23 protein-coding genes are annotated in these 22,848 nt (G+C 69.2%); 5 read left to right on the top strand and 18 right to left on the bottom strand.

Features of this window, described 5'->3' with window-relative positions; all coding sequences use genetic code 11:
* Positions 1-195 precede the first annotated feature (195 nt).
* On the top strand, positions 196-3,417 hold the full coding sequence (locus tag QRN67_RS27215) for a bifunctional cytochrome P450/NADPH--P450 reductase (protein WP_285414401.1): 3,222 nt from the start codon (positions 196-198) through the stop codon (positions 3,415-3,417).
* Between the two features lie 28 nt (positions 3,418-3,445).
* On the opposite strand, the gene QRN67_RS27210 is transcribed toward QRN67_RS27215, so the two are convergent.
* A complete protein-coding gene (locus QRN67_RS27210) occupies positions 3,446-3,571 on the bottom strand; it encodes a hypothetical protein (protein ID WP_285414400.1) in 126 nt (41 codons plus the stop codon).
* Positions 3,572-3,795: 224 nt separating this feature from the next.
* On the opposite strand from QRN67_RS27210, the gene QRN67_RS27205 reads away from it, so the two are divergent.
* A complete protein-coding gene (locus QRN67_RS27205; RefSeq protein WP_285414399.1) occupies positions 3,796-4,473 on the top strand; it encodes a colicin D domain-containing protein in 678 nt (225 codons plus the stop codon).
* Positions 4,470-4,712 (top strand): hypothetical protein, encoded by a 243-nt coding sequence (locus QRN67_RS27200; protein ID WP_106936658.1) that lies wholly within the window; start codon positions 4,470-4,472, stop codon positions 4,710-4,712. The genes QRN67_RS27205 and QRN67_RS27200 overlap by 4 nt, the downstream gene beginning before the upstream one ends.
* A gap of 143 nt (positions 4,713-4,855) precedes the next feature.
* Here QRN67_RS27200 and QRN67_RS27195 read toward each other — a convergent pair whose 3' ends face one another.
* The 5 genes from QRN67_RS27195 to QRN67_RS27175 all read right to left on the bottom strand — a co-directional run bounded on the left by QRN67_RS27195 (position 4,856) and on the right by QRN67_RS27175 (position 9,319).
* Positions 4,856-5,641 carry an esterase/lipase family protein gene (locus QRN67_RS27195; RefSeq protein ID WP_081269806.1) on the bottom strand — a complete coding sequence of 262 codons (786 nt, stop codon included), beginning with the start codon at positions 5,639-5,641 and terminating at the stop codon, positions 4,856-4,858.
* Positions 5,642-5,727: 86 nt separating this feature from the next.
* Entirely contained in the window at positions 5,728-6,363 is a 636-nt protein-coding gene (locus QRN67_RS27190) for a TetR/AcrR family transcriptional regulator (protein ID WP_081269805.1), read from the bottom strand.
* A gap of 25 nt (positions 6,364-6,388) precedes the next feature.
* Positions 6,389-6,772, bottom strand: coding sequence for a phasin family protein (locus QRN67_RS27185; protein WP_285414398.1), 384 nt, complete (start codon positions 6,770-6,772; stop codon positions 6,389-6,391).
* A 127-nt stretch (positions 6,773-6,899) separates the two neighbouring features.
* Positions 6,900-7,457, bottom strand: coding sequence for a hypothetical protein (locus QRN67_RS27180; protein ID WP_285414397.1), 558 nt, complete (start codon positions 7,455-7,457; stop codon positions 6,900-6,902).
* 137 nt (positions 7,458-7,594) lie between these two features.
* On the bottom strand, positions 7,595-9,319 hold the full coding sequence (locus tag QRN67_RS27175; protein WP_285414396.1) for a WS/DGAT/MGAT family O-acyltransferase: 1,725 nt from the start codon (positions 9,317-9,319) through the stop codon (positions 7,595-7,597).
* A gap of 210 nt (positions 9,320-9,529) precedes the next feature.
* Here QRN67_RS27175 and QRN67_RS27170 point away from each other — a divergent pair, with 210 nt between their 5' ends.
* Both QRN67_RS27170 and rocF read left to right on the top strand, forming a co-directional pair.
* Positions 9,530-11,593 (top strand): prolyl oligopeptidase family serine peptidase, encoded by a 2,064-nt coding sequence (locus QRN67_RS27170; RefSeq protein ID WP_285414395.1) that lies wholly within the window; start codon positions 9,530-9,532, stop codon positions 11,591-11,593.
* Positions 11,590-12,510 (top strand): arginase, encoded by a 921-nt coding sequence (gene rocF, locus QRN67_RS27165; protein ID WP_285414394.1) that lies wholly within the window; start codon positions 11,590-11,592, stop codon positions 12,508-12,510. Before QRN67_RS27170 ends, rocF begins: the two co-directional genes overlap by 4 nt.
* Here the strand turns inward: rocF and QRN67_RS27160 are convergent.
* The 12 genes from QRN67_RS27160 to QRN67_RS27105 form a co-directional block, all read right to left on the bottom strand.
* Positions 12,507-13,037, bottom strand: coding sequence for a DUF805 domain-containing protein (locus QRN67_RS27160; protein WP_285414393.1), 531 nt, complete (start codon positions 13,035-13,037; stop codon positions 12,507-12,509). The genes rocF and QRN67_RS27160 overlap by 4 nt on opposite strands.
* A gap of 69 nt (positions 13,038-13,106) precedes the next feature.
* Entirely contained in the window at positions 13,107-14,465 is a 1,359-nt protein-coding gene (locus tag QRN67_RS27155) for a DUF58 domain-containing protein (RefSeq protein WP_285414392.1), read from the bottom strand.
* Positions 14,466-14,479: 14 nt separating this feature from the next.
* The gene (locus QRN67_RS27150; RefSeq protein WP_106936649.1) at positions 14,480-15,475 is read right to left on the bottom strand and encodes an AAA family ATPase; all 996 of its coding nucleotides are present in this window, start codon (positions 15,473-15,475) and stop codon (positions 14,480-14,482) included.
* 17 nt (positions 15,476-15,492) lie between these two features.
* Complete coding sequence (locus QRN67_RS27145; RefSeq protein WP_285414391.1) at positions 15,493-16,740, bottom strand: DUF4350 domain-containing protein; 1,248 nt, start codon at positions 16,738-16,740, stop codon at positions 15,493-15,495.
* Positions 16,737-17,513 (bottom strand): DUF4129 domain-containing protein, encoded by a 777-nt coding sequence (locus QRN67_RS27140; RefSeq protein ID WP_285414390.1) that lies wholly within the window; start codon positions 17,511-17,513, stop codon positions 16,737-16,739. The genes QRN67_RS27145 and QRN67_RS27140 overlap by 4 nt, the downstream gene beginning before the upstream one ends.
* A complete protein-coding gene (locus QRN67_RS27135) occupies positions 17,500-18,231 on the bottom strand; it encodes a hypothetical protein (RefSeq protein WP_081266031.1) in 732 nt (243 codons plus the stop codon). Before QRN67_RS27135 ends, QRN67_RS27140 begins: the two co-directional genes overlap by 14 nt.
* The gene (locus QRN67_RS27130) at positions 18,221-19,222 is read right to left on the bottom strand and encodes a stage II sporulation protein M (protein ID WP_285414389.1); all 1,002 of its coding nucleotides are present in this window, start codon (positions 19,220-19,222) and stop codon (positions 18,221-18,223) included. The genes QRN67_RS27135 and QRN67_RS27130 overlap by 11 nt, the downstream gene beginning before the upstream one ends.
* A complete protein-coding gene (locus QRN67_RS27125; RefSeq protein ID WP_285414388.1) occupies positions 19,219-19,956 on the bottom strand; it encodes an RDD family protein in 738 nt (245 codons plus the stop codon). The genes QRN67_RS27130 and QRN67_RS27125 overlap by 4 nt, the downstream gene beginning before the upstream one ends.
* Before the next feature lie 6 nt (positions 19,957-19,962).
* Positions 19,963-20,481: an RDD family protein gene (locus QRN67_RS27120; RefSeq protein WP_285414386.1), complete on the bottom strand. Its 519-nt coding sequence runs from the start codon at positions 20,479-20,481 to the stop codon at positions 19,963-19,965.
* A gap of 56 nt (positions 20,482-20,537) precedes the next feature.
* Complete coding sequence (locus QRN67_RS27115; protein ID WP_285414385.1) at positions 20,538-21,575, bottom strand: FUSC family protein; 1,038 nt, start codon at positions 21,573-21,575, stop codon at positions 20,538-20,540.
* Positions 21,572-22,045 (bottom strand): MarR family winged helix-turn-helix transcriptional regulator, encoded by a 474-nt coding sequence (locus QRN67_RS27110; protein WP_285414384.1) that lies wholly within the window; start codon positions 22,043-22,045, stop codon positions 21,572-21,574. Before QRN67_RS27110 ends, QRN67_RS27115 begins: the two co-directional genes overlap by 4 nt.
* Before the next feature lie 41 nt (positions 22,046-22,086).
* Positions 22,087-22,776 carry a DUF2242 domain-containing protein gene (locus QRN67_RS27105; protein WP_081266036.1) on the bottom strand — a complete coding sequence of 230 codons (690 nt, stop codon included), beginning with the start codon at positions 22,774-22,776 and terminating at the stop codon, positions 22,087-22,089.
* Positions 22,777-22,848: the final 72 nt, after the last annotated feature.

Below are 22,848 nucleotides of genomic sequence, written 5' to 3'. Positions count from 1 at the left end.
CCGCAGGCCGGGGGACATTCGCGGAGCAAGGCACCCCGTCGGCGTGAGCGCGCCCTGAACGCGCCCTGAATGAACCCGAGAAACGAACCAGGAAGCTAAGGGAAACCCCGTCCTCCCTGCCCCCGTGCCGTCGGGATACTCCGGTTGTTACACCCCGGACATCCGAAGCGGGTCCAACCCGAAGGCACAACAACGATGGCAGGCAAAAACTCGCTCCACCCGATCCCGCATCCGGCGAAGAAGCCCTTCGTCGGGAACCTGCTGTCAATCGGCTCCGATTCTCCCGTGCTCGACATGTGGAAGATCGCGCAAGACCTCGGAGGCATCTATTGGCTCGACATGCCGGGCATGCCGGTGATCGTGGTGTCTTCGCCCGCGCTGGTCGACGAGCTGTGCGAGGAAGCCCGCTTCGACAAGAGCACGCGCGGAGCCTTGCGCCGGTTACGTGCCGCGTCGCACGGGCTCTTCACATCGGACACGCACGAAGAGACCTGGTCGAAGCCGCACAACATTTTGCTCGCCAACTTCAGCCAGCGCGCGATGCAGGCCTACCACCCGATGATGCTGGACATCGCCGGGCAACTGGTCACCAAGTGGGAGCGCCTGAACTTCGACGAGGAAGTGGACGTGGTGCGCGACATGACCGCGCTCACGCTCGACACCATCGGCCTGTGCGGCTTCGGCTATCGCTTCAACTCCTTCTACCGCGAGGGCTTCCATCCCTTCGTCGATGCGATGGTACGCACACTGGAGACCGTGCAGAACCGCCGCGGCCTGCCGCTCGAAGAGCTGATGCTGAAGAAGGAGCTTGCGCAGCAGCGCAAGGACATCCGCTACATGCACAAGATGGTGGAAGACATCATCGAGGAGCGGCGCGCGCGCGGCGCCGACATCGCCACCAAGCCCGACCTGCTGAGCTACATGATCGCTGGCGTGGACAAGAAGAGCGGCGAGCAGCTCACCGACAAGATGATCCGCGACGAGTGCATCGAATTCCTCATCGCGGGGCATGAAACCACCAGCGGCCTGCTCTCGTTCGCCATCTATTTCCTGCTGAACAACCCCGAGGCCATGGCCAAGGCGCAGGCCGAGGTCGACAACGTGTTCGGCCCCGACACCACGCAGAAGCCCACCTACGCGCAGGTCAACCGCCTGCAGTACGTGATGCAGGTGCTGAAGGAATCGCTGCGCCTGTTCCCCACGGCGCCGGCCATCTCGATGCGCGCCAAGGAAGACACGAAGATCGGCGGCCAGTACACCATCAAGAAGAACAACATGGTCATCATGCATGCGCTGGCGCTGCATCGTGACAAGGGCATCTGGGGCGAGAACGCCGACCGGTTCGACCCCGACAACTTCAGCCGCGAGGCCGAGCGCGAGCGGCCGGTGAACGCCTTCAAGCCTTTCGGCAACGGGCAGCGCGCCTGCATCGGGCGGCAGTTCGCACTGCAGGAGGCGGTGCTCACGCTGGGCATGATCCTGCAGCGCTTCAACCTGGTGGACCACACAGGCTACAAGCTGAAGATCAAGGAAGCGCTCACCATCAAGCCCGAGGGCTTCAGGATCAAGGCGCTGCTGCGCGACCCGGCCACGCGCCCGCGCGGCAACATGACCGACGCGGCGGCCGCGCCGGTGCAGCCCGTTCAGGCCGCCGCGGCGCGCAAGCCGCAGGCCGCGCGCCACGGCACCTCACTGCTGGTGCTGCAGGGCTCCAACCTCGGCACCGCCGAAGACCTGGCGCGCCAGCTCGCCGAAGCGGGCGAGATGCGCGGCTTCTCCACGCAGTTGGCCTCGCTCGACGACTATGCCGAGCGGCTGCCGGCCAACGGCGCGGTGGCGATCGTCTGCGCCTCGTACAACGGCGTGGCGCCCGACAACGCGGCCGAGTTCCACCGCTGGCTCGACAAGGCAGACGACGCGCTCAACGGCGTGCGCTTCAGCGTGTTCGGCTGCGGCAACACCGACTGGGCCGCCACCTACCAGGCCGTGCCGCGCCGCATCGACGAACGGCTCGAGGCGCTGGGCGCCACGCGCGTGCATCCGCGCGGCGAGGGCGATGCGCGCGAAGACATGGACGGCGCCTTCCAGGACTGGAGCGACGCGCTCTGGCCCGAGCTGGTGAAGGCCTTCGACATCAAGACCGGCGCCGACACGCCCGCGCAGAGCGAGCCGCTCTACACGCTGGAAGAGCTGCCGCCGCCGCAGAAGAACGCCATCGTCGATGCGCTGGGCGCGGTGGCGCTGCGGGTCATCGAGAACCGCGAGCTGCAGAAAGGCGGCAATGGAGAAGCCGGCCGCTCCACCCGCCACGTCAAGCTGATGCTGCCCGAGGGCCTGGTCTACCGCGCCGGCGACCACCTGAGCGTGGTGCCGCGCAACAGCCCGGCGCAGGTCGAGCGTGCCATGGCGCGCTTCGGCTTCGACCGCACCGCGCATGTGCGCCTGCATGCCGTCGCGGGCCGCAAGGCAGCGCTGCCGGTGGAGCAGGTGATCGCGGTCGACCGCCTGCTGGGCGACTACGTCGAACTGCAGGACGTGGCCACGCGAAAGCAGATCGCCACACTCGCGGCCTACACCGAGTGCCCGTTCACCAAGCCCAAGCTGCTGGCCCTCTCGGGCAGCGACGAGGCTTCGCAGGCGGCATACAAGGCCGACGTGCTCCACAAGCGCAAGTCGCTGCTCGACCTGCTGGAAGAGCACCGCGCCTGCCAGGTGCCGTTCGCGGTGTTCCTCGAAATGCTGTCGCCGCTTTCGCCGCGCTACTACTCGATCTCCTCGTCGCCGACGATGACGCCGGGCAAGTGCAGCGTGACGGTGGGCGTGGTGAGCGGCCCGGCCAAGTCGGGCATCGGCACCTTCGAGGGCGTGTGCTCCAACTTCCTGGCGCGCGCCGAGGCCGGCGACACGGTGCACGGCGTGGTGCGCGAGACCACGGCCGAGGGCTTCAGGCTGCCGGAAGACGCGAGCCGCCCGCTCATCATGATCGGCCCCGGCACCGGCCTCGCGCCGTTCCGCGGCTTCCTGCAGGAACGCGCGGCGCAGATAGAGGCCGGCAATGCGCTCGGCGAGGCGCTGCTGTTTTTCGGATGCCGCCATCCGGAGCAGGACTTCATCTACGCCGACGAACTCCAGGCCTGGGCGCACCGCGGCGTGATGAAGCTGCACACCGCGTTCTCGCGCGCGAGCGAGCGCAAGGTCTACGTGCAGGACCTGATCCGCGAGCAGTCAGCCCATGTGTGGAAACTGCTCGAAGCAGGCGCCGTGGTCTATGTGTGCGGCGACGGCTCGCGCATGGAGCCCGACGTGCGGCGCACGCTGAGCGACCTGGCGCGCGAGCATGGGCACGACAGCGCCGCGTGGATGGACAGGATGATTGCGGACCAGCGTTATGTGCTGGATGTGTGGGCGGGCAGCTGAAGAAGGAGTCCCGAGGGCCCGGCGGCGTTCAGGCGTCGAGCGCCATCACCTTGTCGGAGAGGCCGTGCGGCCCGGCGTCGGCCTTGACACCGATGGCGGCTCGGCACATGCGAACCAGCGCCTCGGTGACCGAGACGATGGCCAGCTCATACATCGCGGTGGGTCGAGCCCTGTCTCCACCATGCCCTCCCCGGTCGGCGTGACGACTCGACCTGCTTGAGCATCGAGCGCATCGACTCCAGGAAGCCGACATGCTTTATGCGGGAATAGACAGGTGACGGGCTGTGCATGGTGCCACTATTTTTTTAGGCAGGCCGGAGATGCCGCAAGCCACGGAAGCAGGACGTCTATACGCCGGGGCCGCGCTGGGAGAACAGCATGTCCGGCGCCGAGAGTGCCTGGCTGAGCGAGCAGAACCTGCGCTTCGGCAATACGCTGGGCATTGCCCTGCTGGGGCCGATCTTCGGTGCGCCCGGTGCAGCAACACGTGTTCTCGGAGGAAGCGAGGAGCAGGTGGCAGCGGCCAATCAGGTCGGCGCGGCCGCATTCGATGCGGCCGCTGCACACGTGGGGCTTGGGGGCGGAAAGCGTGGTTCCGAGCCTCTGACAAGACCCGGGGAAAGCACTCGCGGCGCTCCCCTCGAACCAGTCGGCCGGCCCGTCGGAGGAAAGTCTTCGACGCAGGGTCCAGCACCAGAGCCCCCTGCGCAGGGCACTGTTGTTCGACGCCTTCCACCCCCGGCACCGCCGCCCCGGCCCACGGTTCAATACGACAAGAAGCAGCTACAAGCCAAATACAAACATGCCAGAGACTTCGGCGTGAACGATCCTTGGAGCAAGAATGCTGCCGCAAACTATCAGTCGGCCCTCGATGCACACGTGCAGGGTGCGGGCACGCAGATGATCGGCGGAACGTATCGTGGCGATCCTGTCATCCACTATCTCAACCCCTCCACGGGCTTGAACGTCATGACAGATACTTCGCACAACTTTCTTTCCGGATGGCGGCTCAATCCGGCCCAGATCACCAACGTCCAAACAAGAGGCAGCCTGTGACGAACGACAAGTACGACTTCGACAAGGAAGTGAACATCACCCTGTCGCAAGCCAAGATGGCCATCCTGATGGAGATCTGCACCAAGATTGCCCGGTTCGGGCTCGCCCCGGAAGAGGAGCACGTCCTGAGGGAGATCGAATCTGCAGCCGAGTCGGAGATCGACTTCATCTTGGACCCGGACTACAAGTCGATGATGGAAAGTATCAGGAGCAAGCTCCGAGCCGAGCTAGACCTTTAGAGCCCGGACATCGGCCGCGCTGGGCCGAGTGGCAGCGACACACTTCGGACCGGATGGATTTTGAAGACGGGTTCGGATGTTCCCGAACGAGTCAATTCGATTGACGGCGCCGATCCACTCGGCCAGCCACCAGCCAGGTCTTGTCAGGCGTCGCGGTCCGGATCCGGATACACCAGCGGCCCGAGCAACCCGCGATTGAACGGCTTCCACTGCCCCTCGGGCTGCGCCAGCCGGTCAGCCACCGCATAGAGCACCGCCGGATGCCCGCCCAGCCCCAGGTGGCTGGCCAGCACTTCGATGTTCTCCGACTGCGGCCCGGTCTTCTCGATGCTGCAGCGCCATGCCACCACACCGTCGGTGCGGCTGAAGATCGAGGTCGTCGGCACCGGCGGCGTGGGCTGCACGAACTTCATGCGGCGCGGGTCGTGCGAGCTCTGCCCGCTCACGCCTTCGTACACCCGCCATGCGTTGGTGGCGCGCGGGCTGCCCGAAAACGGGCTGCCCAGCGTGATGACGTTGCGGATCATCGGCGCATAGGAAGAAGCCAGCAGCCGTGCGTACACACCGCCCAGGCTCCAGCCGATCACGCTGACCTTCTTGCCGCTCTTCTCGTGCAGGGTCTTGAGCAATTCGACCATGCCGTCTTCCACGCCCTGGCGCGGACCCAGGTTGCGGCCCAGGCCCCAGCCGTGGGCGTCGTAGCCGCGGCTGCAGAGGTAGCGGCGCAGCAGCAGCGTGGAACCGTCGCCCGCCACCAGCCCCGGCAGCACCAGCACCGGATGGCCGTCGCCGCGCGGCGTGAGCTGCAGCAGCGGCCACATCGCGATGCCCGCGCCGGTTTCCCACAGCGCGCGGGCTTCGGCAAGCAGCAGCAGGCGCGACGGCGGCGCGATGGAGTCGTGGGCTCGGGCGTGGGTGGCGGTGGACATAGTGGATGGATCCTTGCTGGTTTTTATCTTCTTCAGGACGAAGTTGGGGCTGCAGCAGCCAATGCCCCGTCGGACAACAACGACATTTATCCGAGGTATTTGCCCCTCAGGTAATCGAGGTAAGCCCTCGATTCGCTCGAAACATACGGAGAAACCAGCGTGAGCGTATAGAAGGCCGCGAGGCCGGGGTCGGCCTGGGCCAGCGCGTCGCGGCCCGGCACGAGCCGCTCGAACGACAGCCAGCAGGTGGTGGTGAACACCATCTGCAGCGCCAGGATGCGGGCCTGCTCGGCGCTGGTCTCGATCACGCCCGATGCCACCAGCCCTTCGCACAGCGCCTGCGCGGCCAGCAGGTTCTGCGCTGTCAGCGCCTGCGCGCGCTGGCCGAGCGCGGGGTATTCGCCGGCCAGGAAGGCCATGTCGCGGTAGATGAAACGGTACTCGTCGATGGCCTCGAAGCGCAGGTGCAGGGCCAGCCACAGGTCGTCGATGGCGGCAATGGAGGCCGACGAGCCGTTCAGCGCTTCCATGCGCTGCTCGAAGCGCCGGAACAGCCATTCGACGATGAGCTGCTTGGCCTTGAAGTGGTAGTGCAGGTTGCCGGGGCTGATGCCCAGCTCCGCAGCGATCTTGTGCGTCGACACGGCCGCGAGGCCCTGTGCGTTGAACAGCGCAAGGCTGGCCTGCAGGATGCGGTCGCGCGTGGTGTTGGAGCTGGCCACAACCGGGGCGTTGCGTTGTGGCCGCTCAGCGTTTGCCGCGCCCGCGCGGGGCGGCGGTGGCGGTGGCGGCGGTGGCGGTGCCTTCGAGCTGCGCCACGCGTTCGCGCAGTTGCGCAACCTCGTCGCGCAGGGCCTGCACTTCGTCCGCGCCGGGCATGCCCAGGCGCTGCAGGGCGGTGGCGACGCGCTGATCGAACACGTCCTCGAACTTGCGGATGCCGAAGCCGTCGAGGCCGAGGCCGGGCACCTTGCCCTGCCCGATGCCGAGCAGGCCTTCGATCACGTTGGCCTGGCGCTTGGCGACGTCGTTGCGCACGTTGTCCAGCGCCTTGAGGCCGGCGCGCAGCAGGCCTTCGGCCTTGCCGGGCTGCGCCGCGGGCTTCCTGGCGGCGGACGCTTTCTTCTTCACGGCCGGCGCCCTCTTTTTGGCAGGCGCCGCCCTCTTCTTCGCGTTTGCGGTTTCGTCAGGACGGGTCGCCATGCAGGTGCTCCAGATGCCGGAAAAATGAAAAGGGCGCCGAGAGGCGCCCCGGGGGTCAGGCCGCCTTGCGGGCAGCAGCGCGGCGAACCGGCTTCTTGGCGACGGCAGCCTTGGCCTTCACCGTGCGAACCGGCTTGGCGGCTTCTTCGGTGCCGCTCACACGGGCTTCGATCTGCCTGGTGCCGGCGACGATCTTGTCGGCGATCTGCACCGAGACGGTGGCGATCGGCTGGTTGATGGCGCTCAGCGTGTTGATGACCGAGGTGGCCACCGGCGATTCGACGCGCGCCACGCGGGCGGCGACCGTTTCGATGCCGGTCGTGGTGCCCGCGGCCACGCGGTCCATCACGTTCACGATGCGGCTGGTGTCGATGTCCAGGCGGTTGGCCAGGAAGCCGTTGACCTTCTCCTGCGCGCCGATCAGGTTGGCCTTGACCTTCTCGCTCACCATCGGGATCTGGCGGCTGCCCAGGAAGTCGCTGTAGCGCGAAGCGGCGCCGTTCAGCAGGCGATGCACGCCGGTGCGGTAGGCGCCGACCAGGGTCTTGCCCGCGTCGTTGTACTGGCCGACGACGTGGACGGCTGCGGAAGCGATGGTGGTCTGCGTGGACATGGTGTGGTTTCCTTGAAGTTGAAAGGTTCGCGAAGGAAACGGGGTGTCTTTCGCGATGGACCCATCTTCTTCCGCAAGGCCTAGGCCTGGAAAACTAGAACGGTCGGAAAACTAGTCCAACTGCCCCAATTTTCTTTTCATGCCGCCGCGGCCCGCGAAGCGCCGGAACGCTTGGCCGGAGCGGCCTTGCGCGCCGGCGGCTTGGGGACCGTGGGCCTGGGGGCGGGCTTGGCCTTCCTCGCCACCGCCTTGGGAGCAGCCTTGGCGGGCGCCTTCGCCTTCACGGCCTTCACCGCCTTCCCCGCCGCCGCGACCTTCACCGGCGCCTTCTTGCGCGCGACCGGCTTCTTCTTCGCGGCAACCGGCGCGGCGGCCGCCGCCTCGTCGGCAGGTGCCTCGACCGTCTTCGGCGGCACCGGCGCGGGCGCGGCGCCCGCGGCGGCCGGGTGCTTCTGCGTCAGCTCCATCAGCAGCTTGTGCTCGGCCAGCAGGTAGTCGCCGATCTCGGTGATGTCGGGCACGGCGCGGCGGCAGGCGATCAGGCCGTAGTCCATGCGGCCGTTGTAGCTCTGCACCGTCACGTTCAGCGCCGTGCCGTGGCTGGCGATCGACACCGGGTAGTAGCAGGTGACGAGCGCGCCGGCAAAGTACATCGGGAACGGCGCGCCGGCCACGTTGGAGATGGCCACGTTGGCCGCCGGGGGCAGCAGGTTGACGATGCCAGAGCGCCCCACCATCGACGCGATGCCGGACACCAGCCAGGGCGCGGCGAAGGTCGGGAAGTCGTCGAGCACCACGGCCTTGAAGCGGTTCATGGTCGACTTCGACGAGGTCGACGACGCGTTGATCGCCTTCAGCCGCTGCAACGGGTCGGTGATGTCGGTGGCCAGGCTCACCAGGATCATGCTGGCCTGGTTGTTGGCCGTCTGGTCGCCGGCCTCGCGCAGGCTCACCGGCACGCCGGCCACCAGCGGCTTGGCCGGCAGCTCGTTGTTGTCGGCCAGGTAGTGGCGCAGCGCACCGGCCACCGTGGCCATGACCACGTCGTTGAGCGACACGCCGAAGTGCTTGGCGATGTACTTGGTCTCGGCCAGCGAGATGGTGCGCCCGGCGAAGGTGCGCTGGTTGGTGATCGACACGTTGAGCGAGGTGCGCGGCGCGAAGAGGTTGAACTTCTTCGGCGCGGCGGTCGCGTTCTTCTCGGCCGCCTTCTCGTCGGGCTTGGCCAGGCCGCCGATGGCGCGCGCGATGGCGGGCGCCATCTTGAAGAGCTTCACGTACTGCTGCGCGGTGTTGCGCAGCGCCGCGGTCGCAAGCTCGGCCATGCCCAGCTGGTAGCCGCTGCTGCGCGGACGCGAACGCGGCGGCTTCACCACGCGGCCGGTGGCCTCGAGGTCGAAGATGGCCTTGCCCACCTCCACGCCCGCCTGCCCGTCGATGCCCGCATGGTGCACCTTGGTGTAGAGCGCCACCTGCCCGCTCTTGAGGCCGTCGATGATGAAGAACTCCCACATCGGCCGGCTGCGGTCGATGAGCGTGGAATGCAGCCGCGCCACGTATTGCTGCAACTGCCGGTTGGTTCCGGGCTTGGGCAGGGTGATGTGGCGCACGTGGTAGTCGAGGTCGATGTCGTCGTCCTCGACCCACACGGGGTTGGTCATGTCGAAGGGCATCAGCGCGAGCTTGCGCGTGAACACGTCGGCCAGGTGGATGCGGCTGGCCATGAAGTTCTTGGCGTCTTCGTAGAAGTCGCCCTTGTAGCCCTTGGGCAGGTCGAGCACGTTCAGGGAGCCCACGTGCATCGGCATTTCCGGCGTTTCCAGGTGCAGGAAAGTGGCATCAAGTCCGCTCAGGTGTTTCATGTGTTGTGTCTCCTTGGTGGGGCGTGCGCCGCTTGGCAGGATAGCGCGGGCACCGCGTTCCGGGGCCGCTGGTTATTCAGTGTTTCCACCGGGGGAAGGCACTCGGGAGGCAGGGGTTTGCCCGAAGTAGCGAAAAAGTGCCATGTGCCGGCGGGCAGGGCGACCGCTGCTCGCGTCGCCCGTTTCACGCAGCCTCCGTACACTGAGGCCATGACATCCAGCCTCCCCCCGCAGCAAGCCCAGGACGACCATCTCTGGCTCGAAGACATCGACGGCGACAAGCCGCTCGAATGGGCCCGCGCGCAGAACGCCCGCACCGTGCAGGCCTATGCGCGGTCGCCCGCGTTCGATGCGCTCCAGCAGGGCATCCTCGAGGTGCTCGACTCGGACGACCGCATTCCGATGGTGCGCAAGATAGGTGCGCGCTTCTACAACTTCTGGCGCGACAAGGACCACCCGAAGGGCCTCTGGCGCCGCACCACGCTGGACGAGTACCGCAAGACGCAGCCCGCCTGGGAGACCGTGCTCGACCTCGACGCGCTGGCCGCGGCCGACGGCGAGAACTGGGTCTGGCACGGTGCCGACTGCCTGGAGCCCGACTACAGGCGCTGCCTGATCTCGCTGTCTCGCGGCGGCGCCGACGCCGACGTGGTGCGCGAGTTCGACCTGGAAACCGCGCAGTTCGTCGAAGGCGGCTTCTCGCTGCCCGAGGCCAAGAACCACGTGGGCTGGAAAGACATCGACCACCTCTACGTGGCCACCGACTTCGGCCCCGGCTCGATGACCAGCTCCAGCTACCCGCGCATCGTGAAGGAATGGCGGCGCGGCACGCCGCTGGCCGATGCCGTGACGGTGTACGAGGGCCTGCACGAGGACATGTCCGTCAGTGCCTGGCGCGACAACACGCCCGGCTTCGAGCGCGACTTCGTCACGCGGCAGATCGACTTCTACGAGAGCGAGACCTGGCTGCGCGGCGCCGGCGGCCAGCTCGTGAAGATCGACGTGCCCGACGACTCCAACACCGACATCACGCGCGAGTGGATGCTGATCGAGCCGCGCGAGGACTGGACGGTGGGTGGCCGCACCTACGCATCAGGCTCGCTGCTGGCCGCGAAGTTCGACGACTACATGGCCGGCAGGCGCGAGCTGACGGTGCTGTTCGAGCCCGACGACACCACCGCGCTGGACGACCACTCGTGGACGCGCAACCACCTGATCCTCAACGTGATGCACGACGTGGTGAACCGCCTCGAGGTGCTCACGCCGCCCACCGATGGAAAGGGGCCGTGGAAGCGCGAGAGCCTGGGTGGCGCGCCCGCGCTCTCGACCATCGCGGCCGGCGGCATCGACGAGGACGAGAATGACGACTACTTCCTCACGGTGAGCGGCTTCCTGCAGCCGACCACGCTCTACATCGGCACCATCGGCCAGGGCGAGCCCCAGGTGCTGAAGCACAGCCCGGCCTTCTTCGACGCCTCGCGCTACCGCGTGAGCCAGCACTTCGTGCAGTCGAAGGACGGCACCCGCGTGCCCTACTTCGAGATCGCCGCCAAGGACCTGCAGGCCAACGGCAGGAACCCCACGCTGCAGTACGCCTACGGCGGCTTCGAGATTTCATTGCAGCCCAGCTACAGCGGCAGCATCGGCCGCGCATGGCTGGACCGGGGCGGCGTGTACGTCATCGCCAACATCCGCGGCGGCGGCGAGTACGGCCCGCGCTGGCACCAGGACGCGCTGCAGGAGAACCGGCTGCGCACCTGCGAAGACTTCGCGGCGGTGTCCGAGGACCTCATCGCGCGCAAGATCACCTCGCCCGCCCACCTGGGCGCGATGGGCGGCAGCAACGGCGGGCTGCTGATGGGCAACATGCTCACGCTGTACCCGCAGCTCTACGGCGCGATCGTGAGCGAGGTCGCGCTGCTCGACATGCGGCGCTATACGCAGCTGTCGGCCGGTGCCTCGTGGATTGCGGAATACGGCGACCCGGAGCAGCCCGACGAGTGGGAGTTCATCCGCACCTTCTCGCCCTACGAGAACGCGAAGCCGGGCCAGGCCTACCCGCCGGCGCTTTTCACCACGTCGACGCGCGACGACCGCGTGGGGCCGGTGCATGCGCGCAAGATGCACGCGAAGATGCTGGCGCTGGGCTACGACAGCAGCTTCTACGAGAACATGGAAGGCGGCCACAGCGCGGCTGCGGACAACAAGGAATCGGCGTTCATGGATGCGCTGGGCTATGCATATCTGTGGCAACACCTGGGGAAGCCGGCATGACCAACAACACCACCACCCTCGAACTGATAGGCGCCCCCACCGACATCGGCGCCAGCGTGCGCGGCGCCGGCATGGGGCCCGATGCGCTGCGCGTGGCGGGCCTGCCCGAGGCGCTGGCGAAACAGGGCTTCGCGGTGATCGACCGCGGCAACCTCGCCGGCCCCGCCACGCCATGGGCGCCGCCGGCCAACGGGCTGCGCCATCTCGACGAGGTGGTCACGTGGAACCGCTCGGTCTACGCCGCCGTCGACAGCGCGCTGGGCGCGGGCCACGTGCCGCTCATGATGGGCGGCGACCACTGCCTGGCCATCGGCTCGATCAGCGCGGTGGCGTGGCATGCGCGCCGGCGCGGCAAGAAGCTGCGCGTGCTGTGGCTCGACGCGCACTCCGACGTCAACACCGAGACCACCAGCCCCAGCGGCAACCTGCACGGCATGCCGGTGTCGTGCCTGCTGGGCCACGGGCCTTCGGTGCTCACCGGCTGGAGCGGCGAGCGCGCGGCGCTGGCGCACGAGGCCATCCGCTTCATCGGCATCCGCAGCGTGGACAGCGACGAGAAGGAAGCCATCCGCACGCTGGGCCTGAACGTTTTCGACATGCGCCACATCGACGAACACGGCATGCGCACCACCATGACGGAAGCGCTGCAGGACGTGGACGAAGACACGCACCTGCACGTGAGCTTCGACCTCGACTGCCTCGACCCCGGCATCGCGCCCGGCGTGGGCACCGGGGTGCGCGGCGGGCCGACCTACCGCGAGATGCAGCTGTGCATGGAAATGATCTCGGACACCGGCCGGCTCTGCTCGCTCGACGTGGTGGAGCTGAACCCGGCCCTCGACGTGCGCAACCAGACGGCCGAGGTGGCCGTGGAACTCATCGAGAGCCTGTTCGGCAAGTCGACGCTGGTGCGTTAGCGGGTGGCCGGCATCGCGATGGCCAGCACGATGCCGACCAGCGCGACCACGGGCAGCAGCCACGCGCCGATGATGACGCCGATGCCATTGGGCGGCGGCGGCGCGCCGAAGCGGTTGCGACCCTTGGTGCCGCCCTTGAAGACCCAGATCAGCCCGACCAGGGGGATCAGTCCCAGCAGCAGCATCCAGCCCGACCAGTCCATGTCGTGCGTACGCTGGATCGCCACCAGCACATAGAAGATGAAATAGGGAATCAGGGCCAGCACGGTCACGATGCCGATGCCGGTCGGCGTGCCCAGGCCCGCCGCGCCGATGATGCCGCCCAGCACGCCGGCCCCCGCGACGCACAGCAGGTACGAATACATCATGTACGCCAGGAAGCGCACCCGCCCGATGCGGCCCTTGGCGGACCAGAGCTTCACGGGTTGCACGCTCGCGTTGTCGTCGTAGACGTCGTCCACGGCAGCGCGGGGCGCTGCATAGGGGTTCGGGTTGAGGTTGGGATTGGCGTTGGTGAAATCCGTCATGTGTTTCTTCTCCTCTGACTGTTGGTAGTTGAACGATTGACTGAGCGCAAACATTTTGGACAGGGATGGCTACAAAAGGCCAGCCCTTTTGACGGCGTGATAGCGGTTCACCAACGCCACCGCCAGGTCGGCCGGCTCGACGTCGACCGACAGCGGATCGTTGCCGACCACGCGCGCGAAGGCGTCGCGCCTAGACTGGTCGAACAGGTGCGCGGCCGCCACGTCGACCGCGTCGCGCGGCTGCGCCAGCGGCTGGCTGGCGATGCGCCCGAGCACGCGTTCGCGCAGGCTCGCAACGAGCACCAGGTGCTTGCGGCGCAGCAGCTTGATGGCGGGGCGCAGTTCGGTGGCGTCTTCGTCGCGGAAGTTGGTCAGCACGATGACGAGCGCGCGCCGCTTCTGCGTGAGCAGCAGCTCCTGCGCGGCCAGCAGGTAGTCGGAATGGGTGGCGCCGGGCTGGATGTCGTGCAGCCGGTTCATCAGCGCATTGAGCGTGGCGGTGCCCTTGCGCGGCGCGAAGTCGCGTCGCTCTTCGGGCGGGCAGCCGAAGGTCATGGCGCCGACCTCGTCGCCCTCCTTGAGCGCCACGTAGCTCAGCAGCATCAGCGCGTTGAGCGCCTCGTCGAAGTGGCTGTTGGCCCTCTGTGCCTGCGCGCCTTCGTCCGCGCGCATGCGGCGGCCGCAGTCGAGCAAAAAGAGCACGCACTGGTCGCGGTCGTCCTGGAACTCGCGCACGATCGGGCGGCGCTGGCGCTGCGTGGCCTTCCAGTCGATGTGGCGCAGCGAGTCGCCGGTCTTGTAGTCGGCGAGCTGGCGGAAGTCGGTGCCCAGCCCGCGCTGCGCATAGGTCTTGATGCCGATCTGCGCGAGCCGCCGGTCGCCCGACAGCCATGCGTAGCGCGCCAGCGCGGCGAAGTTGGGATACACGCGCAGCCGGCGCGGCTCGCCCAGCGTCTGCCGCACCTCGAAGCAGCCGAGCCGGGTGCGCCAGCGCAGCTGGGTGGCGCCGAATTGCGCCACGCCGCGCTGCGTGGCCGTGGCGGTGTAGCGCAGCACGGCGCGCGAACCCGCGGGCACGGTGACGGACTGCGGCAGCCCGTCGAAGCTGAAGTGCGCGTCGAGTTCGTCGAACACCGCCACCCGCCAAGGCTGCGCGCCTTCATTCACCAGCGAGAGCGTGAGCACCGTCGGCACGCCGAGGGAGAACGCGCCCGGCAGGCTGCGCTCGATGCGCAGCGGCGCGGCGCGCCAGAGCCTCAGGCTGTGCAACAGGTCGAACGCCGCGAGCACGAGCCCCAGCGCGAGCAGCACGCCCGCGACCGCGGCCACGTAGCCCAGCGGCGCGCCCAGCAGCAGCGCCGCGGCGGCGGCCACGGCCAGGCCGGCCAGCGCCAGCACGGCCGCGCGCGCGGGGATCGGAACAGCCATGCGCATCCGCTGGCCTAGAGCCTCGGGGCTTCGACGCTGTCGCGGGCGGCGCGCAGCAGCGCGTCGACGCTGACGCCTTCGAGCTGCGCGTCGGGCGAGATCATCACGCGGTGGCGCAGCGCGGGCAGCGCCTGGCGCGCCACGTCGTCGGGCGTGATGAAGTCGCGCCCGGCCATCAGCGCGGCGGCGCGGGCGGCGCGCACCAGCGCCATGGTGCCGCGCGGCCCGGCGCCCGAAGACAGACCCGGCCAGTCGCGCGTGGCGCGCGCGATGCGCACCGCGTAGTCGATCACGCGCTCGTCGGCCTGCACCAGGCAGGCCAGCCGCTGCAGCTCGAGCACCTGCGCCTCGTCGAGGCAGGGGCGCACCGCGTCGAGCGGAAACTGGTTGCCGGCGCGCTGGTTGGTGGTGAGCTGCACGATGGCGTTTTCTTCGCTGTGGCTGGGAAAGCCGATGTCGATCTTCAGCAGGAAGCGGTCGAGCTGCGCTTCGGGCAGCGGGTAGGTGCCTTCGGTGTCGATCGGGTTCTGCGTCGCCATCACCATGAAGGGACGCGGCAGCGGCATGGCCGTGCCTTCGAGCGTGACCTGGTACTCCTGCATGACTTCGAGCAGCGCGCTCTGGGTCTTGGCCGGCGCGCGGTTGATTTCATCGGCCAGCAGCAGGTTGGTGAACACCGGCCCCTGGTGCACGCGCAGGGTGCCGAGGCTGCCGTCGCCGCGCGAGGCGATGTCGAGCACCGCGTGGCCGGTGATGTCCGAGGGCATCAGGTCGGGCGTGAACTGCACGCGCGCATAGCGCAGCGTCATGGCCTGCGCGAGCGCGCGCGCGAGCAGCGTCTTGCCCAGGCCCGGCACGCCTTCGATCAGCACATGGCCCGACGCGACCAGCGCCACCAGCGTCTGGTCGACCGCCTCGAGCTGGCCGACCACGGCCTGGCCGACCTCGGCGCGCAGCGTCTGCAGCCACTGGGCCGCGCGCGTCAGTTCTTCGGGTTGGATGGCTTGCATGGGCGTCGTCTCTCGGTTCAGGGTGTGGAGGGGGAAGAAGAAGCGGAAGGAGGCGAAGGCACGAACGGCCCGTTGGCATCGAGCCGCCGGCGTGCGGTTTCCAGCACTTCCAGGTCGAGGGCCATGGCCCCGGGGTTGCGGGCGCGCTCGGCCATCGCCCGCACGACCATGGCCGCTTCCAGACCAGTGGCCCTGGCGATGGCGTCGGCGCGTGCCGACGCGTCGCGGTGGGCATAGCCGCGCAGCTGGCGGGTGGCGGATTCGTTCAGTGCGCGCAGCTGCGCCGCATGCAGCGCGTCGCCGCCGTGCATGTGCAGGAAGCCGGCGGTGCCGCGCACCTGCTCGGCCATGGAACGCCGATGCGTGCCGGCCGAAGGCGCGAGCGGGCCGAAGCGCACGGCCGCGCGCCAGAGCGCGGCGGCCAGCGCCAGCAGGCCCACGACCCAGACCACCCAGCTCTTGTGCCAGAGCCAACGCAGGAAGGGCTCGCGCGCCTCCTCGGCGACGAACCAGACCTGCGAGCCGGCGCGCAGCTGCAGCGCGGCCACGGCGAACAGCGCGTTGTCGCCGCGCAGCAGGTTCTGGTTGTGCCACACGCCGGAGGGCAGCAAGGTGACGGTGCCCTGGCCGACGCGCACGCGGATCGCCTCGGCGCCGCGTGCGCCGCGCGCCATCCACAGCGGCGGCTGCCGCTTGTCGGAGGGACTGAACTGCACGGGCTCGGCCCAGGTGCAGATGCGAAAGCCCCGCCCGCCCGCAAAGCTCGCGGGCACGGTGTCGGGCTCGGCCAGCATGCGGCAGTCGGCATCCTTGGTGCGTTGTTCGTCGCGCTGCGAGCGGGACTTTTTCTTCTTCGGCGCGACGGGTTCGTCGGACTCGTCCGGCCGCACGGTTTTTTCTCGGACCAGCGGAATCCAGCTCTCCAGCATGTCCCCGCTCGCGAGGTGGCCCGGCATCACGAGATGGCCGCCCTGCTCCACCCAGCGGCGCAGGCGCTGCCCGCGCTCGGGGAACATGTCCCAGTAGCTGGAGGCGAGCACCAGCCGCGCCTGCGCGGGCGGCAGCTCGTCCAGGTTCTCGCGCCTGACCACCTCGGCGCCGAGGTGGCGCAGCAGCGACTGCACGGCATAGAAGGAGTTCTTCCTGACCTCCTCGCTCGCGGGCGTCGGCACTTCGGTTTCCGCCCATTCGGTGGCGGAAACCAGCCAGCCGCCGGCCAGCACCAGCACGAGCACCGCGACGATGCGGACCGCCCAGGCCTTCATGCGGCGGCCTCCTGCGCGAAGCCGGGCACGGGCGCGGCGACTGCCGGCAGGTGCAGGTCGAACTCGCCGCAGAGAGCCAGCACCTGCGCGGTGGAAGGCAGGCGCCCGCCGTACGCCGCCAGTTGCCAGGCATCCACCAGCCGCACGAAGAAGGCCTGTGCCTGCGGCTGCAGCCGGCCGGCGGCAAGGGCCACGCACTCGCCCTCGGTGCTCGCCGCGCGCACCGGCACGCCGTGCGCATGCACGAGCCGCGACAGCGCGCCGCGATACAGCAGCGACAGCGCCGGCCGGTGCTGGCCGCGCTGCCAGAGCGCCGCGGCGGCATTGCCGACGTCGTCGGGCAGGCTCTCGGGCCGGATGTCGAGGCTGCCCACATGGCTGGGCAGCGGCGCCTTGCCGGGCCGCGCGCCGCCGGCACGCACCCGCGCCCAGCGGTGGATGCGGATCGCCAGCCAGGCCAGCGCCAGCGCGGCCAGCCCCCAGATGAGCCAGCGCGCGCCTTCGGCCACGGCCCTCACGAAGTCGCGCAGCCAGTCGAGGCTGTCGGTCTTCTTCTCGGGCTCTTCTTCCTCGTCGTCGTCGCGCTCCTTGAAGCGCAGCTTCTTCTCGGTCTTGACGCCGGGCATGTTGGGGTCGGCGCGCACCTTGTCGGCGGCCGCCCTGACCTGCTCCCGCGTCGGGGCGGTATCGGTCGCGGCCGAGGCCGTGCCCGCCGCGCAGCACACGGCCAGCACGGCAGCGAACAGCCATCGGCGGACGTCAGCGGAAGCCACGGCGGAACTCCTGTTCGATGTCCCAGGCTTCCAGCTCGACCCGGCGGTTGAGGTACATCGCAAAACCGGCGCCCACGTAGAACGGCTCCAGCACGCCGACGACGATGGCGTAGGCGCCCGCGGCCAGCAGGCTCTGCAGCGGCGCGTCCGACTGCGTGAGCCAGCCGAACAATTCGCGCGCGCTGCCTTCCGGCGCGAACCAGAACAGCAGCGACAGCAGGCAGATGTCGAGCGCCATCTCCACGTTCGCATACACCAGCTGCATGCCCGTGGCCGCGCCGCGCCGCCCGCGCAGCAACTGCGCGCGCCGCTTGCTGCGTGCGCCGCCGCGCTGGCCTTCGAGCTGGTCGATCGCCTGGGTGAACGAGCGCCAGGGCGACAGCCGCCGCCACACCAGCGTGCGCAGCAGTTGCCCGCCCCATACGGCGCGGCGGTTCTGCCACAGGTCAGCCCAGCGCGTCTCCTGGCCGAACACCGCGCGCGAATGCACGAACAGCAGGCTGCGGTCGAGCCAGGGCTTGAGCCAGAAGATCAGCAGGCTCGGCAGCCAGCCCGCGATCTCGACGGTGCAGAAGGCCAGCAGCACCGTGGCCAGGTACACCGGCAGGAAGGTGCGCCAGACCGAGCGTGCATGGCTGCGCACGAGCTGCGCGCCCAGGTCCGCGGCCTCGGCCATGGGGCGTGGCCGCAGCGCGATGGCGAGGCCGTCAACCTGCACGGCCGGGCTCCTTTTCCGGCGCCGCTTCCGCGCCGCCGCGCGGCCGGCCCTGCCAGCCCAGGTACGCCAGTACAAGCACCCAGCAGGCGCCGCCCACGCCGTACTTCACGGCCGGCGCGATCCAGCGCGCCGAAGACCAGAAGGCCTCGACCGCGGCGGCGATCAGCAGCAGCCCGATGACGCCGTAGACGATCACCACCGCATGGCGCGCGGCCAGCCGCAGGGCTTCGAGCCGCGTGTGGCGCCCGGGCGCGATCCACGCATAGCCCAGCCGCAGCCCGGCCGCGCCGGCCAGCACGATGGCCGTGAGCTCGAAGGCCGAATGCGTGACGACGAAGGAGAGAAAGTTCTGCGCATGCCCCGCGCCGATCAGGTAGCCGCCGACCGCGCCGATCTGGATGCCGTTGAACACCACCAGCGCCGCGCTGCCCACGCCCGCGAAGATGCCGGCCGCGAAGCAGCGGAAGCCGATGCCGATGTTGTGCATCACGTAGAAGCCGAACATCTGCCAGTCGTCGCCGGCGCTGCGCGTGCGGCCGAAGGCGTCGGCGTCGTCGCTGTACATCGCGTCGAACTGCTGCACGTTGTCGGCGTCCAGCAGGTGCAGGATGAAGCCGGGGTCGCGCCAGGCGGCCCAGCCCGCCACCAGCAGCGGCAGCACGAACATCAGCGCCGACACCCACAGGTAGACGCGGTGCGCCCGCACGGCTTCGGGAAAGTCGACCAGCGCCAGACGGGCGAAGCGCGCCAGGCCGTAGTCGTGCTGCCGGTAGATCAGCCGGTGTGCGCTCTGCGTCAGGCTTTCGAGCCGCTGCGTGAGGTGGATCGGATAAGCCCTGGCCTGCGCCAGCGCGAGGTGCTCGCACACGCGGCGGTACAGCGTGGCGAGCCGCGCGCCGTCGAACTTGCGCTTGGTCTCCGCCACGCCGATGACGGCTTCGAGTTCGGCCCACAGGGGCGCATAGGCGGCTTCGAAATCCAGCGGCGTCATCGCGTCGTGCCTCCTCTGGTTTGGGCTGCGCCGCCGCCGCGCCGGCCCAGCACCCACTGCGCCACGCCCAGCAGGCGCTGCGACGCGGAGGCACCGCCGCCCGCGGAGGTGTCGGGGCCCAGCACCGGCTGCGCGATGCGGGCGAGTTCGTCGAAACGCTCGGGCGTCAGGCGCGTCGCGCGGCCAGCCCACGAGACGACGGCCATCTGCTCGCGCGCGGTCAGCGGCCGCGCGGGCGCCTGCGGCTCGGCGGCGGGCACGCTGCCGTGCAGGCTCACCTGGTCGCTGAACACCACCAGCGTGCCGGCGGCCAAGTCGCCCAGCCGCTTGCTGTCGCGCCGCCACAGCATCGACACGATGCCAGCGCCGTAAAAGGAAGGCACGAAGTCGGCCGCGCGCAGCAGGTTGCGGGTGAGCGAGGCGGCGGGCGTCACGGGCAGGCCGGAGTCCATCACCACACGCAGGCCCATCACGCGCTTGCCTGGCGTGGCCGCCGCGCGCGTGAGCTCGAAGATCACCGGATAGAACCACTCGAGGCAGAAGTAGGCGACCAGCAGGATGCCGAAGCCCATCTTGCCCAGCATGCCGACCGTGATCGAGATGCCGACGAAGATGCCCAGCCGGATCGCGAAGTCGATCAGGTAAGCCAGCCCGCGCGCGAACATCCCGGCCGGGCGCAGCGAGAGCGCGATGCCCTCCGGAGTCTCGGCGGTGTAGAGGGTGTCGAGGCGCACCAACGCTCAGGCCTGCAGCACGACCGTATCGGCGATCTGGTCGTGCAGGCAGCGGCGTGACTCACGGAAGATGAGGAGGCTGTCGATCAGCACGAAGATCTGCCCGAGCATCGGCACGATGTTCGCCAGGAACAGCGGGCTCTCGCGCAAGCCGAGGATGCGGCCGATCGACGGCTTCGAGCCGTCGGGCCGCGCGATGCGGATCTTGAACAGCGCCTTGCCGATCGTCTGGCCGCGCGTGGCCAGCAGGTAGCCGTGCAATGCGAGGTAGAGGACGATGCCGACGGCGGTGTCGGTCACGCGGGGTGTCCAGAGGCCGAGGCCGTCGTCGCTCCAGATGTCGTAGGGCGTGAACATCGACAGCAGCCACAGCGCGCCGACCGCGATGCCACCGTCGACCATGGCAGCCAGGAAGCGCTTGCCGCGCGTCGCGAGCTGCCCCGGCTGCGGCTGGCCGGGTTGCTGCACGTCTTCCACATGGGATTGCGGCGGCGCGTAGCGCGCGTCCTGCGTCTGGTCTTCCATGCCCGTCCCTCTCCGAAACGATTGATTTCCGGAAGATTCTAGGGTGATTCGAAGACTCAGCCGGCGCCGGACGGGCTATGGCGGGCGGGTTGCAGTGTGTGACGGAAGAGCCGGAGGTCGTCGAGCAACAGTTTCAGCGGCGCGGCCAGCATCGCGTTCGACGGGGTGCCGCGCGACGCGTGCGCGCAGCGTTCGAGCTGTTCCGCGGTGTCCGGCGGCGCGCCCTTGCCCTCGAGTGCGTCGGCCATTGCGGCAATGGCCCTGGCGGCCGCTCGCGCCGCGTCATGCCGGAACGAGTCCGGCGCTTCGTCGCCCTTCTCCAGCCGGAACACGCGGTCCAGCACGACCGCATCCTGGAAGATGCGCGCCGCCAGCCGCGCCCTGTCGCGGTAGGTGCGCGCATTGCCCGCAGCCGTGCCGCGTCGCCACCATCGCGCCTCCAGGTCGGCGCTGCCGGCCAGCACGGCCAGCCGCCCCAGCGCTGCGCGCGTGCCGGTGTCGATGCGTTCCCTCTCGGCATCGGTGGGCCGGGACGTGGCCGCCATGCGCCTGGCGATACCGCGCAGCAAGGCGGCGCAGCCTTCGTCGAAGCGCACGCCCGCGTGGTATTCGGACATCACCGTCGAGACCGCCATCGCCACGCCCACGCCGATGCCGATCTGCGCCATGCGCAGCAGCGCCACCTGCAACGCCGAGTGGCCGGGGATGCCGCCGGCCGACAGGATGATCAGCGCCGCCACGGGCGCGCTGCGCAGGCCCGGCACCGCCGCGCCGGCAAAGGCCAGCAGCATGACGACCGCCAGCGTGACCGGCAGCACGGGCGCGCCGTGGTGATGCAGGTAGACACCCGCCAGGCCGCAGAGCGCGCCGGCCGCGGTGCCGCGCACCCGGTCCCAGCCGGCATCGAGCGTGGAGCCCGCGCTCGGCCGCATGACGATCAGCACGCTCATCACGGCCCAGAAGCTCTCCGGCAGGCGCAGCGCGACGGACACGATCCAGGCAAGCGCCACCGCGCCGGCCAGCTGCACGCCGGGACGCCAGCGGCCGTGGCGCCAGAGCCCGGCGAAGTGCTGCAGCGCCGGCATCGCGTTCATGGCTTCGTCACTCCGGCGGCATCGACGGCCAGCGCGGCGCCGAGGCCGTCGATCAGTTCGCAGGCCTGCAGCAGCACGGCGCGTTGCTGCGCATCCAGCGTGGCGCCGATCGCCTCGGCCAGCGCCGATTCGCGCGACCGCATGATCGCCCTCAGCCGCTTCGTGCCTTCGGGCGTGAGCGACAGCACCGACTGCCGCCCGTCGCTGGCATGCGGCGCGCGCGCGATCCAGTCTTCGGCTTCGAGCTCGGCCAGCAGCCGCGTCAGCGACTGCGGCTTGACGCGCTCCAGCGCAGCCAGCGCGGTCGAGGTGCTGGGGCCGTGGCGGTGCAACTGGCCGAGCACGCTGAGCTTGGCCACGCTCGGGCCGTCGGGCGTGGCGCTGCCGCTGCGCAGTTGCCGCGACAGCAGCGCGACGGAGTTGCGAAGACGCGTGGCGCACTGCGCCGGATCCGGGGAGGTCGAAGCCATGCCCGGATTGTAAGACTCATCTTATTATCTGGCGACCGGCATCAGCCCCGGTTCGGCGACGAGTTCACGGGGTAGGTGGTGGCGGGGCCTTCGGCGGGCACCGGGGCCGCGGCCGGTTTCTCGGGCTTTTCTTCCTGGGGCGCGTCGGCCTCGTCTTGCGGCCCGTCGAGGAAGCGGTCGAGCAGCGCGAAGAAGCGGTCGTAGAAGCGCTCGTCGGTCAGCGTCTCGCTCGCGACCTTGACCATGGCGTCGTCGCTGCCCGAGAACGGCAGCGAGAGCGAGCCGATCGCGCCCACGCCGAGGCTGGCCGAGTTGTTGACCTTCTTGATGCCGTAGCGGTCCTGCAGCGCCGTCGCGAAGGCCACGGTGTTCTTGCTGGCCTTGCCGCCGCCCCGCGTGCTCTCGCGCGCGCAGACCACGCGGAACTCGACCTCCACATGCACCTCGGCCGCCGGCTGGAAGCTCTTGCGCCCGGTCACGAGGTCGGCGTTGGCCGCGGTGATCATGTAGCCCTGGCTCAGCAGCGCGCGGCGCGCGGCTTCGCAGGTCTCGGCCTCGGTGGCCTGGTAGTCGCGCGTGTGGGTGGTGGTGGAGCCGAAGGCCTCGGGCTCGTAGTTGACCTTGCGCTGGGCGACACCGCCGCAGCCGGCCAGTACGAGTGCGGACGAAAGACCCAGCAAGAGGATCGGTGCGCGAAGAGAACGGAAGTGCATGGGGTGCATGGACGGCATGGAGCGGCGAATGCTAACCGGCGCATTTGCCGGCAAGGCTTCGAGCGCAGCGGCGCGCCGGCGTTCCCTGTC

This window comes from Variovorax sp. efr-133-TYG-130 (assembly GCF_030208835.1).
Classification (GTDB): domain Bacteria; phylum Pseudomonadota; class Gammaproteobacteria; order Burkholderiales; family Burkholderiaceae_C; genus Variovorax.
The sequence above is the reverse complement of the archived record's forward strand: the minus strand, read 5'-3'. Positions and strand labels throughout refer to the sequence as shown.

What these genes read in the sequence shown, in the direction of transcription:
- QRN67_RS27120 (WP_285414386.1), bottom strand. Translation starts at nt 20,481, where the DNA reads ATGGAAGACCAGACGCAGGACGCGCGCTACGCGCCGCCGCAATCCCAT.
- QRN67_RS27115 (WP_285414385.1), bottom strand. Translation starts at nt 21,575, where the DNA reads ATGAACGCGATGCCGGCGCTGCAGCACTTCGCCGGGCTCTGGCGCCAC.
- QRN67_RS27110 (WP_285414384.1), bottom strand. Translation starts at nt 22,045, where the DNA reads ATGGCTTCGACCTCCCCGGATCCGGCGCAGTGCGCCACGCGTCTTCGC.
- QRN67_RS27145 (WP_285414391.1), bottom strand. Translation starts at nt 16,740, where the DNA reads ATGAAGGCCTGGGCGGTCCGCATCGTCGCGGTGCTCGTGCTGGTGCTG.
- QRN67_RS27105 (WP_081266036.1), bottom strand. Translation starts at nt 22,776, where the DNA reads ATGCCGTCCATGCACCCCATGCACTTCCGTTCTCTTCGCGCACCGATC.
- QRN67_RS27160 (WP_285414393.1), bottom strand. Translation starts at nt 13,037, where the DNA reads ATGACGGATTTCACCAACGCCAATCCCAACCTCAACCCGAACCCCTAT.
- QRN67_RS27155 (WP_285414392.1), bottom strand. Translation starts at nt 14,465, where the DNA reads ATGGCTGTTCCGATCCCCGCGCGCGCGGCCGTGCTGGCGCTGGCCGGC.
- QRN67_RS27175 (WP_285414396.1), bottom strand. Translation starts at nt 9,319, where the DNA reads ATGAAACACCTGAGCGGACTTGATGCCACTTTCCTGCACCTGGAAACG.
- QRN67_RS27210 (WP_285414400.1), bottom strand. Translation starts at nt 3,571, where the DNA reads ATGTATGAGCTGGCCATCGTCTCGGTCACCGAGGCGCTGGTTCGCATG.
- QRN67_RS27205 (WP_285414399.1), top strand. Translation starts at nt 3,796, where the DNA reads ATGTCCGGCGCCGAGAGTGCCTGGCTGAGCGAGCAGAACCTGCGCTTC.
- QRN67_RS27180 (WP_285414397.1), bottom strand. Translation starts at nt 7,457, where the DNA reads ATGTCCACGCAGACCACCATCGCTTCCGCAGCCGTCCACGTCGTCGGC.
- QRN67_RS27130 (WP_285414389.1), bottom strand. Translation starts at nt 19,222, where the DNA reads ATGACGCCGCTGGATTTCGAAGCCGCCTATGCGCCCCTGTGGGCCGAA.
- QRN67_RS27195 (WP_081269806.1), bottom strand. Translation starts at nt 5,641, where the DNA reads ATGTCCACCGCCACCCACGCCCGAGCCCACGACTCCATCGCGCCGCCG.
- rocF (WP_285414394.1), top strand. Translation starts at nt 11,590, where the DNA reads ATGACCAACAACACCACCACCCTCGAACTGATAGGCGCCCCCACCGAC.
- QRN67_RS27150 (WP_106936649.1), bottom strand. Translation starts at nt 15,475, where the DNA reads ATGCAAGCCATCCAACCCGAAGAACTGACGCGCGCGGCCCAGTGGCTG.
- QRN67_RS27170 (WP_285414395.1), top strand. Translation starts at nt 9,530, where the DNA reads ATGACATCCAGCCTCCCCCCGCAGCAAGCCCAGGACGACCATCTCTGG.
- QRN67_RS27215 (WP_285414401.1), top strand. Translation starts at nt 196, where the DNA reads ATGGCAGGCAAAAACTCGCTCCACCCGATCCCGCATCCGGCGAAGAAG.